Source organism: Terriglobales bacterium (genome assembly GCA_035624475.1).
GTDB lineage: Bacteria > Acidobacteriota > Terriglobia > Terriglobales > Acidobacteriaceae > DASPRL01.
The window spans coordinates 1-10,762 of sequence record DASPRL010000202.1 but is presented as its reverse complement, the minus strand read 5'-3'; the positions used below and the strand labels follow the sequence as shown (position 1 = coordinate 10,762).

Genomic DNA, 10,762 nt, shown 5'->3' with positions numbered 1-10,762 from the left:
GTGCAGGGTGGTGAAGACCAGGTGGCCGGTGAGGGCGGCCTCGACGGCGATGTGGGCGGTCTCCTTGTCGCGGGTCTCGCCCACCAGGATGACGTCGGGGTCCTGGCGCAGGAAGGCGCGCAGGATGCGCGCGAAGTCCAGACCTATGTCCTTGTTGGCCTGGATCTGGATCACCCCGGCGAGGTCGTACTCGATGGGGTCTTCGGCGGTGGAGATGTTGATGCCGGGATCGTTGATCTCGGCCAGCGCGGAGTACAGCGTGGTGGTCTTGCCCGAGCCGGTGGGGCCGGTGACGTACATGATGCCGTAGGGCTGGTTGATGAGTTCGCGGATGAGCTTGAGGGTGGGCTCGTGGGCGATGACCTTGTCCAGCCCCAGCATGGTGTTGGATTTGTCCAGGATGCGCATGCAGATCTTCTCGCCCCACTTGCCGGGGACGGTGGAGACGCGGAAGTCGATGGGCTTGCCCTCCATGTTGACGGAGATGCGGCCGTCCTGGGGCAGGCGCTTCTCGCTGATGTCGAGCTTGGAGAGGATCTTGAGGCGGGAGATGAGGCCGAGCTGCACCTTCTTGGGGAGGTTCTGCACGGTCTGCAGCACGCCGTCGATGCGGTAGCGGATCTGGACGTCCTTCTCCATGGGCTCGATGTGAATGTCGCTGGCGCCCTTCTTGATGGCCAGCCCCAGGATGGAGTTGCCCAGGCGGATGATGGGAGCGTCTTCGGAGGCGGACATCAGGTCGGCCTTGCTCTCGCTGAGGGCCAGGTCTTCGGTCATCTGCAGGTCGCGGATAATCTCGCTCTGCAGCAGGTCCATCACCGCTTCCGGGGACTTGGAGGAGACCTCCAGCGTGGTGGTGGTCTTCTTCTCGTCCTTCTTCATGAGCTCGCGGTAGGTAGTGCCCAGGAAGCGCTTGAAGTCTTCCTCCGTGATCACCACGGGCTCCACGAGTACTCCTTTGATGATGCGGCGCACATCGTCGAGCGCGACAATATTGTTGGGGTTGACCATGGCCAGGGTGAGGCGATTGTTGGCGAAGGCCACGGGGATGACGCGGTGTTGCAGCATCATGGCCTCGGGGAGGAGGGTGAGCACGCGCGCGTCGAAGTTCATCTTGGCCAGGCTGATGAACTCGATGCCCACCTGCTGCGAGGCGTTCTCCAGCCGCTCGGCCAGGATGGTGGTGAGCGCCAGCCCGATCTTGGGAAACTGCAGCAGCAGTTCCTGGAAGTCTTTCTGCTCCAGCACGGCGCAGGTGGTGGGCTGCAGGGCGGTGACGGTGGCGGTGCGCGGCTTGCCGGTCAGCAGCGACATCTCGCCGAAGTTCTGCCCGGGATTCATCTCGGTGAGCAGGAAATCGATGCCGGTGTTGGGGTCCTTTTTGCGCACTTCCACCTTGCCGGCGGTGATGAAGAACATGGAATTGCCGGGGGCGCCCTCGCGCACGATGACCTGGTTGGGGGGGAAGTCGCGGCGCTTCATGCGCTTCACCACCTGGCCGCACTCCTCGATGGAGAGCGCGCTGAAGAGCTGGATGCGCTGCAGGAAATGCGCCGGACCTTGGCCGGCCGGAGCGGACGTGGGCGCCGCCGCGGCGGAGCCGGCGCCGGGATTCGGGGACGAGGGCGTGGCCATGTGGGATGTTCTCCTGAGTGCGTCGCCGGCCGCCGGGCGCCAGGGCGATCCGGGCCTCCGGGGGAAGGGGCTCGCCGCCGGGCGGAGGCGCTTGCGGGCTCCGCCACGGCGCAGGCACAGGCTGAGGCGATGGCGCGGCAGTATATACCAGTTTGACACGGGCGGGGAGTCCCCCGGGGGCGTTTCCTGTCCCGGCGGCGGAGGGGTTTGTGCTAGAGTTAGCCCTCGCCGGCAGGCCGCCGCTCCCGCGAAAGGGTGGGAGGGTGGAGCCGGCCTCCCCCAGAACCATGTCCGGCCACAGGGCTATGAGCACCCCAACCACCGCGTCCGCCAGGAATGCTGAGCCGCCCGCCGCGCCGCCCGCGGCCGCTCCCGCCGCCACGACCGGCACGCGCTCGCTGCCCCTGGTGGTGGTCTTCGAGGGCGACGAAGCCGGCAAGCGCGCCATGCTGGGAGTGCAGCGCTACCGCCGCATCAGCTTCGAGAGCTTGGGGAGTCATTCCGGGGAGGTGGAGCGGGTGGTCATCACCGCCTCGGAAAAGCTGCTGCGCGAGAACTACGACGCGCTACGCGCCCCCAACGTGCGCATCCTGGCGCTCTCCGACGCGCGCTTCAAGGACCCGCGCATGGACGGCGCCATCTACGCCTACCTGCCCACCACCACCCCCAGCCCGCTGCTGGAGCGCATGGTGGACAACGCCATCGACCACATCCACCTGCTGCTGAGCCGCAAGCAGGTGAACGAGCGGCTGGCCGGGGCCACCCGCGAGATCAACGAGCTGAACCGCATCGGGGCGGCGCTCTCCGCCGAGCACGACACCGGCAAGCTGCTGGAATTGATCCTGACCAAGTGCCGCGAGATCACCAACGCCGACGCGGGCTCGCTCTACCTGGTGGAGCCCATCGAGGAGGCCCCCAAGCCGGAGGCGGCGCGCCCAGTGGAGGAGTTCGAGACCGGGTCGCTCACCCTCAAGCACGCCGAGCCCCGCAAGCAGTTGCGCTTCAAGCTGGCCCAGAACGACTCGGTGGAGGTCCCCTTCCGCGAGTTCACCATGGAGATCAGCGACCACTCCATCGCCGGCTACGTGGCCCTGACCGGGGACGCGGTCAACCTGGAGGACGCCTACCATCCGCCCGAGGGCGTCCCCTACACCTTCAACCGCAAGTTCGACGAGGACTCCGGCTACCGCACCAAGTCCATCCTGGCCGTCCCCATGCGCAACCAGAAGGACGAGGTGGTGGGGGTGGTGCAGCTCATCAACGCCAAGCGCGCGCGCGAGAGCAAGCTGAACTCCATCCAGGCGGTGGTGGAGCAAGTGGTGCTGTTCAGCCAGCGGCAACAGGAGATCGTGACCTCGCTGGCCAGCCAGGCGGCGGTGGCCTTCGAGAACAGCCAGCTCTACCAGGCCATCCAGAAGCTGTTCGAGGGCTTCGTGCGCGCCTCGGTCATCGCCATCGAGGCCCGCGATCCTACCACCAGCGGCCATTCCTTCCGCGTGGCCAACCTCACGGTGGCGCTGGCCGAGGCGGTGGACCACGCCCCCGACGGGCCTTACGCCGACGTCCACTTCACCCGCACCGAGATGAAGGAGATCCGCTACGCCTCCCTGCTGCACGATTTCGGCAAGGTGGGGGTGCGCGAGGAGGTGCTGGTCAAGGCCAAGAAGCTCTACCCGGCGCAACTGGAGCTCATCCAGCAGCGCTTCCACTTCGTCAAGCGCACCCTGGAGAGCGAGACCCTGAAGTCGCGCCTGGAGTACGTGCTGGCCAAGGGCCGCGAAGACTACTTGAAGCAGCTTCCCGTCTTCGATGAGAAGCTGAACCGGCAGCTCAAGCAACTGGACGACTACTTCCAGACGGTGCTCAGCTCGGACGAGCCTACGGTGCTGCCCGAGGGCAGCTTCGAGAGGCTGCTCGACATCGCGGCGCGCAGCTACCTGGACTTCGACGGCGGGGAGAAGCCGCTGCTCTCCGGCGACGAGGTGCGCCTGCTCTCCATCCGCAAGGGCTCGCTGGACGACGCCGAGCGCCTGCAGATCGAGTCGCACGTGGTCCACTCCTTCAACTTCCTCAAGCAGATCCCGTGGACGCGGGAGATCCGCAACATCCCCGCCATCGCCCGCGGCCACCACGAGAAGCTGAACGGGCGCGGCTATCCCTACAAGCTCTCGGCCCCGGAGATCCCGGTGCAGACGCGCATGATGACCATCTCCGACATCTTCGACGCGCTGGCCGCCGCCGACCGCCCCTACAAGCGCGCGGTCACCGCCGAGCGCGCCCTCGAGATCCTGGGCTACGCCGTCAAGGACGGCGAACTCGATCCCAACCTGTTCGGCATCTTCCTGGCCGCCAAGGTCTTCGAGCGCTGGAAGATCGAGCCCTATCCTTACTAGTTCCCGGTTCCCAGTTCCCGGTTGCCAGTCGGAGTGTCTGCCGAACTTTGCATAACAAAGTACTTGACAGAAAGCCTGCTCTCCGTAGAATGGCGCTGATGGCGACCCAGCCCACCTGCCGCAAGCCCCGGCCCCGGGGTGCGGCCTCCGCGCCCGCCGCGCAAGCCATCCAGGACCTGGAGTTCATCCGCGAGACCCTGCGCAACGCCGGCTCCTTCACCGCCGTCCCGGGATGGGGTGCGGTGGCGCTGGGCGCGACGGCGCTGGCGGCGGCGTGGCTGGCGGCGCCGCGCGCAGGCACGCGCGCCTGGCTGTGGGTATGGCTGGGCGAGGCGGCGCTGGCGGCCGCCATCGGGGCGGTGGCCATGGCGCGCAAGGCCCGCGCCACCGGCACTCCGCTGCTCTCCGGGCCGGGACGCAAGTTCCTGGTGAGCTGCCTGCCGGCCATGGTGGCGGGGGCGCTGCTCACGGTGGTGCTGGAGCGCGCCGGCCTCCAGGGCCTGCTGCCGGCGGTGTGGCTGCTGCTCTATGGCGCCGCCGTGGTCAGCGGCGGCGCGCAGTCGGTGGAGGCGGTCCCGGTGATGGGTCTCTCCTTCATGTTCCTGGGAGCGGCGGCGCTGTTTTCCCCCGCGGCCTGGGGCGACGGCTTCATGGCGGCGGGCTTCGGCGGGCTGCATCTGATCTTCGGCGGAGTGATCGCGAGGAAGTATGGGGGCTAGCGCGCGGGCACTGCAGCGGGGAAGAGCGGAGCGGATCGCGCGTCCAGCGGCGACGCGCGCCGTCCCCCAGCTCGACCGGCTGATCCACGAGCGCATGCGGCTGGGCGTACTGAGCGCGCTGGCGGTGAACGACACGCTCAGCTTCAACGACCTGAAACGGCTGCTGCGGGCCAGCGACGGCAACCTCAGCGTGCACGCGCGCAAGCTGGAGGAGGGCGGCTACATCGCCTGCAGCAAGTACTTCGCGGGGCGGACGCCGCGCACCGACTACCGGCTGACGGCGGCGGGGCGGCGCGCCCTGGAGAAGTACTTGGACGAGATGGAAGGCTTGATCCGGGCGACCCGGGGGTAGGCGGCGGGCCGGCGGCGACGCCGGCTTTTCTTATGAGCGATTACTTTACCATGCAAAGTACTCAACACGGATTGCACGCGGCCCTGGTGATGGACGGCAACGGGCGCTGGGCGGTGGGCCAGGGACTGCCGCGGGTGGCGGGACACCGGGCGGGAGCGGAGGCGGCGCGGGCGGTGATCCGGGCGGCGCCCGCCCTGGGCATCCACACGCTGACCCTGTTCGGCTTCTCCAGCGACAACTGGGGGCGGCCGCCGGAGGAGGTGGCGGCGCTGATGGCCCTGCTGGAGCAGTACCTGCTGGGGGAGAAGGCGGAGTGCGCCGCCGAGGGCGTGCGCATGGCGGTGATCGGGCGGCGCGACCGGCTCTCGCCGCGGCTGCGCGCCGCCATCGCGCTGGCGGAGCGCGCCACCGCGAAGGGGCGCCGCCTGCGGCTGCGCCTGGCGGTGGATTATTCGGCGCGCGACGCCATCGTGCGCGCCGCTCGCCGCCGCGGGAGCCCGCGCGGCCGCGAGGACTTCCGCCGCAGCCTGGCCGCCGCCCAGCACGACGACTGCGCTCCCGACGTGGACCTGCTGATCCGCACCGGCGGCGAGCAGCGTCTCTCCGACTTCCTGCTCTGGGAGTGCGCCTACGCCGAACTGTTCTTCCTGCCGCAGATGTGGCCGGAGTTCCGCCCGCGCGACCTGGAGGCGGCGCTGGCCGCCTTCCACCGCCGCGACCGGCGCTACGGCATGATCAAGACCGAGATGACCGGCTCGGACGGAGCCGGCTTGCAAGGAGGCCTGCCGTGAAAGAGGCGATCTTCGGACCCGCGGGCATGAACCTGGACGGCAACCTGGAAGCGCACCTGGCGGTGCTGCTCTACCTGGGCACGGCGCTGCTGCTGGCCATGGGAGCGTCGGCGGGGCTCTGCTTCGTGATCCGGCGGCGCTGGCGCTGGGCGGGGCGCACCGCCGTCGCCATGCTGGCGGTGATGGTGGCTTACCTGGCCGTGCTGGTGGGGTTCTCCCTTGCCAGCCGCGAAACGGTGCTGGCGTCGGGCGAGAACAAGTACCTGTGCGCGATGGACTGCCACGCCGCTTACGCGGTGGTGGAGGTGAAGCAGGAGAAGACGGTGGGCGGTCCGGCGCATCCGCTCTCGGCGCGCGGGACCTACTACGTGGTCACGCTGCGCACCTGGTTCGACGGCAGCACCACCGCTCCCTGGCGTCCCAAGACGGCGCCGCTCACGCCGGACGCGCGCCTTGTGGAGGTGGTGGACGAGCAAGGGCGGCGCTTCCCGGAGTCGCGGGAAGCGGAGCAGGCGCTGGCGGAGTCGGGAGTGGGATCCACGCCGCTCGCCCAGCCGCTGCTGCCCGATACGTCCTACACCACGGTGCTGGTCTTCGACCTGCCGGCGGAGACGCGCGCGCCGCGGCTGCTGGTCTCGCAGGCGGCGCCGGCGCTGCTCATCGGCAACGAATCCAGTTGGCTGCACGCCAAGACCTGGTTCCGCCTGGGCGGCTGACCGCGAGAGGGCCGGGCGGCCGCGAAACCTTGTACAATGCGGCGCCATGGCCGAGACACAGAGCGGGCCACTGCTGATGGACGTCAGCAGCGAGCGCTTTCATCATCTGGTGATGGAGAACGACGCGGTGCGCGTCTTCCGGGTGGAGATCCCGCCGGGGGAGGAGACCTGGGCGCACCGCCACGAGCGCGACTACGTCTTCCTCATCCTGGCGCGGGCGCAGATCCGGGAGCGGCGCGACGGAGAAGAGCAGGTCCGGCACCTGGAGGCCGGGCAGGTGCTCTTCGTGGAGGGCGGCTTCGCGCACCAGGTCCACAACCAGGGCAGCGAGCCCTTCCGCGCGCTGATCGTCGAGGTGAAATAGCACAGGCCGGTGGCCTGTGCCACACAAGTGGGGTGTCGCCTGTGCCACACTGACGGGGCCAGGCACGACCGTGTGGCACAGCCGACTCGGCTGTGCGTTTATGAAGCTGCGACGCATGTACGAATACCGCCGGAACCTGCCGCACTTGGAGAAGAGCGATCGCGCCCACTTCATCACCTTTCACACCATGGGATACCGGCCTCTGTCACCGAAGGCGCGGGACTTGGTGCTCGCCTGTTGCCTCTATCCGCATGGCCGGAAGTGCAGAGTGCACGCGGTGGTCGTCATGCCCGAACACGTCCACATGCTACTGACGCCTCTGCGTGACGATGCGGGCGAGAGCTTCACCTTCGCGGAGATTCTGCACCCCATCAAGAGCGTGAGCGCCCATCGCATCAACAAACTCCGACGCGAGGAGGGCGCGGTGTGGCAAGATGAGTCCTTCGACCACGTGGAGCGAAGCGAAGAGAGCCTGGACGACAAGATCGAGTATCTGCAGCAGAATCCTGTACGCCGGGGATTGGCTTCCCGCGCGGGGCAGTACAAGTGGCTTTGGGTCGAGGCGTTCGATCCTCGACAGGTGCCGGCATTACGGAAGAGGAAGACGTAGGCACAGCCGAGTCGGCTGTGCCACACGGGTATCGCGAGGAGAAGCATGAATCGCAAAGGGTTGCTGCTGGTGGCGTTCGTGAGCCTGGCGCTGTGGGGGCAGACGGCGGACCATCCGGTGGCCATCACCGCCGAGCCTTCGCACCATCTGTACATCGAGAACGACCAGGTACGGGTCTTCCAGGTGGAAGCGGCGCCGCACGCCGCTACCCTGGTCCACCAGCACGACCACGACTACATCTTCGTGAGCCTGGGGGCCAGCGACATCCGCAACGAGGTGGTGGGGCGCGAGCCGGTGGAGCTGAAGCTGGAGGACGGCGAGGTGCACTGGTCGAAGGGCGGCTTCGCGCACAAGATCGTGAATCTTTCCGACCAGCCCTTCCGCAACGTGACCATCGAATTGCTGCGGGCGCAGGGAGCGGCCACGCCCGCCACGGAGCCGCCCTCGCGCTACTGCAATCCCGGCAGCCAAACCGCCTGCATCGCCGAGCGCTACCTGTTCTGCACCGACAAGGTGTGCGTCTCCGACGTGACCATGGGGCCGGGCGCGGCCACCATGCGCCACACCCACTCCACCGACCACATGGTGGTGGCGGTCACGGACGTGCAGATGACCGACGAGATCGAGGGCCAGCCGCCGGTGGAGCGCCGCATCAAGGCGGGAGACGCGGTGTACGTGCCCGCCGGGATCACGCACCGGCTGATCAACGGCCCCGAGAGCTGCCGCTTCATCACCCTGCAATTCAAGTAGACGGCGCGCGGAAGCGGTGCTGGTCGCGCTTGGCGAACAGGCGCGCCAGCCGGCTGCGTCCTTCCTGCATTCCCTTGCGGCGCAGGTGCGCGCGCACGTCGAGCGCGTGGTTGAGGTGCATGGGATGGGAGCGGGTGGAGCCCGCGGGAACGTCGAAGGCGAAGAGCCCGCCGGGGGCGAGCAGCGAAGAGAGGAAGTCGAGTTCGCCCGCCAGGTCAGGGATGTGCTCGAGCACGTCGAAAGAGAAGATGGTATCGAAGCGGCGCTGCTGAGCGGCCCGCGCGAGCTCTTCTTTGGAAGAGAAGAAGTCGAGCGCCAGTCCGAGGCGCTGGGCGCGGTGGCGGGCGAACTTCTTGGTGACGCCGTCCACGTCGAAGTAGGCGGCGGGGTGGCCGCGGCGTGCCAGCTCCAGGATGAGTTCGCCGTCGCCGGCTCCGTAGTCGAGGCAGGCGCCGCGGGCCAGCGCCAGTGCGCGCAGGTTGGAGCGCAGCCGCTTGTACTCCAGGTTGTAGGCGGAGATGGCGAACAGGTAGAGCTCGGAGTGGTCGCGGTACCACGCGGCCATGCGCTCGCGGTCGGTTTCGGGGATGGCGGCCTGCTGCCAGGCGCGCGCCAGTTCCTGATTGCTGGTCGCCCACAGATGGCGGATGCGGGCGGCGTCGTAGCCGGTAAAGTCCTCGAGGTCGCGCAGCGCGGCGGCGATGTTGGCGGCATGGTGGCGCTGGACGCGCGCGACCAGCAGGCCGGTTCCCAGGGCGGAGACGAGCACCAGGCCGGCGGGCGGGAGCCACCCCGGCCACGGCGTCCCGCGCTGGAGGCCGGCGGCGAGAAGAAGGAGCCCGCTCCAGGCCAGCATGGCGCCTGCCCAGGGCAACGGGTTCCCGTCGGCTATGATGATAGAAAGATGCGCGGCCGCGGCGAGCAGCGCAGCCGCGAGCAAGAGATCGAGGCGCGCCAGCAGCAGCAGGGCGGCGAGGAGCAGGAAATCCGTCGTCCAGAAATAGGCGGCGAACCAGCGTGCGGGCAGCGCGAGCTTGGCCAGCAGGTTGGCGGCGGCCAGCCAGGCCAGCGCGCCTAACAGGACGAGGCCGCTGCGCACATTGGGCGCCAGGAGCGAGCCCAGGATCAGCGCAGCCGCCAGCACCCGCCAGCGGATCTTGGTCTGCCAGCGCGGGCGCTTCTCCGGGTTCACCGTGAAGTGCAGGTAGTCGGGCGAATAGAAGAGGGAGGCGGCGAGGGCCAGCGCGATCAGCACGACCGCGATGGTGAGCGCCTTCCCCGGCGGCGCGACGCGCAGAGCAGCGGCCGCGGCGGCCAGCACCAGCGCGCCCGCGAGCAGCCCCAGCAGGCGGCTGCGGCGGAGGAAGCTCTGCTCGTGGCGGTAGTCCATGGGCCGCCAGCGATTGTCCCATCGCGGCCGGGGAACTTCAAACCTGCCACGGATGCACACGATCTTAAGGGATTCGGTCCCGTCCGTGGCCTCTGTGTCCTCTGTGGTTAACCCCCTGGGTGCCCCAGGATTGGTGCAGTCAAATCAAGCACTTGCGCAAACGGGGGAAGGCTGGTATAAAAGAAGTCGACAATTGAGACGTGGCATCAGGCGTGAGGGGTTTTGCGTCTTCGCGGACTCCGGGAACATCTGATACAATAAGCAAGTTGAAAAATTGCCCCGGCCACGGGGTTTGAATTCGGGGACGTTTCCCAGGAAACAAGCTCCCTGAAGGGTTGAAAGACCTCCGAAGATCTTTTTAGAACTTGAGCCGCTTCCGGCATTGTGCGCCCTGAGGAAGGAGCGCCCCGGAAGCGCCCTGCCGCGCGCAGTGCTCCGCGAAAGCGTCGAGCCCGCCGGGCAGGAAACGAGTTTCGAGGACCGCCGGTGCTTCACCTTGTGTGAGGAGCCGGTAGGGACTGAAAGCGCGCCGCTCAGGCGGAAGGCGATTCGGTCTTTGACAACAGGTTGAACGTGCCAGTCGTGAGAGGAAGGTGTTCGGGCCAAGTCCGAGCGATCTCACAATGTATTTCCCATCTTCTCAGCCTTCGGGCTGGGGAGATCCGGAGAATCAGGTTTCAAACGAGAGTTTGATCCTGGCTCAGAATCAACGCTGGCGGCGTGCCTAACACATGCAAGTCGAACGAGAAAGTGGGAGCAATCCCATGAGTACAGTGGCGAACGGGTGAGTAACACGTGACTAACCTGCCCTCGAGTGGGGGATAACTCCGGGAAACCGGGGCTAAGACCGCATAACACCCCGGCCTGAAACGGCTGGAGGTCAAAGGGGTAAGACGCTCGAGGAGGGGGTCGCGGCTGATTAGCTAGTTGGCGGGGTAACGGCCCACCAAGGCGATGATCAGTAGCCGGCCTGAGAGGGCGCACGGCCACACTGGAACTGAAACACGGTCCAGACTCCTACGGGAGGCAGCAGTGGGGAATT

10 protein-coding genes and 1 rRNA gene are annotated in these 10,762 nt (G+C 67.6%); 9 read left to right on the top strand and 2 right to left on the bottom strand.

Going from position 1 to position 10,762, the window contains the following annotated elements; translation table 11 throughout:
• Positions 1-1,635: ATPase, T2SS/T4P/T4SS family (locus VEG08_08310; protein HXZ27985.1), on the bottom strand; the 1,635-nt coding region annotated here is incomplete at its 3' end.
• 305 nt (positions 1,636-1,940) lie between these two features.
• On the opposite strand from VEG08_08310, the gene VEG08_08305 reads away from it, so the two are divergent.
• From VEG08_08305 to VEG08_08270, 8 genes are all read left to right on the top strand, one after another.
• Complete coding sequence (locus VEG08_08305; GenBank protein ID HXZ27984.1) at positions 1,941-4,028, top strand: HD domain-containing phosphohydrolase; 2,088 nt, start codon at positions 1,941-1,943, stop codon at positions 4,026-4,028.
• A 98-nt stretch (positions 4,029-4,126) separates the two neighbouring features.
• Positions 4,127-4,747 carry a hypothetical protein gene (locus tag VEG08_08300; protein HXZ27983.1) on the top strand — a complete coding sequence of 207 codons (621 nt, stop codon included), beginning with the start codon at positions 4,127-4,129 and terminating at the stop codon, positions 4,745-4,747.
• Positions 4,737-5,099, top strand: a complete 363-nt coding sequence (locus VEG08_08295) for a transcriptional regulator (protein HXZ27982.1) — start codon at positions 4,737-4,739, stop codon at positions 5,097-5,099. The genes VEG08_08300 and VEG08_08295 overlap by 11 nt, the downstream gene beginning before the upstream one ends.
• A 50-nt stretch (positions 5,100-5,149) precedes the next feature.
• Positions 5,150-5,890: a polyprenyl diphosphate synthase gene (gene uppS / locus VEG08_08290; protein ID HXZ27981.1), complete on the top strand. Its 741-nt coding sequence runs from the start codon at positions 5,150-5,152 to the stop codon at positions 5,888-5,890.
• Complete coding sequence (locus VEG08_08285; GenBank protein HXZ27980.1) at positions 5,887-6,606, top strand: hypothetical protein; 720 nt, start codon at positions 5,887-5,889, stop codon at positions 6,604-6,606. Before uppS ends, VEG08_08285 begins: the two co-directional genes overlap by 4 nt.
• Before the next feature lie 46 nt (positions 6,607-6,652).
• Entirely contained in the window at positions 6,653-6,970 is a 318-nt protein-coding gene (locus VEG08_08280) for a cupin domain-containing protein (protein HXZ27979.1), read from the top strand.
• A 100-nt stretch (positions 6,971-7,070) separates the two neighbouring features.
• On the top strand, positions 7,071-7,580 hold the full coding sequence (locus VEG08_08275; GenBank protein ID HXZ27978.1) for a transposase: 510 nt from the start codon (positions 7,071-7,073) through the stop codon (positions 7,578-7,580).
• A 45-nt stretch (positions 7,581-7,625) separates the two neighbouring features.
• On the top strand, positions 7,626-8,330 hold the full coding sequence (locus VEG08_08270) for a cupin domain-containing protein (protein ID HXZ27977.1): 705 nt from the start codon (positions 7,626-7,628) through the stop codon (positions 8,328-8,330).
• Here VEG08_08270 and VEG08_08265 read toward each other — a convergent pair.
• Complete coding sequence (locus VEG08_08265; GenBank protein ID HXZ27976.1) at positions 8,323-9,720, bottom strand: class I SAM-dependent methyltransferase; 1,398 nt, start codon at positions 9,718-9,720, stop codon at positions 8,323-8,325. The genes VEG08_08270 and VEG08_08265 overlap by 8 nt on opposite strands.
• Before the next feature lie 677 nt (positions 9,721-10,397).
• On the opposite strand from VEG08_08265, the gene VEG08_08260 reads away from it, so the two are divergent.
• Positions 10,398-10,762 (top strand): 16S ribosomal RNA (locus tag VEG08_08260); the annotation flags it as partial.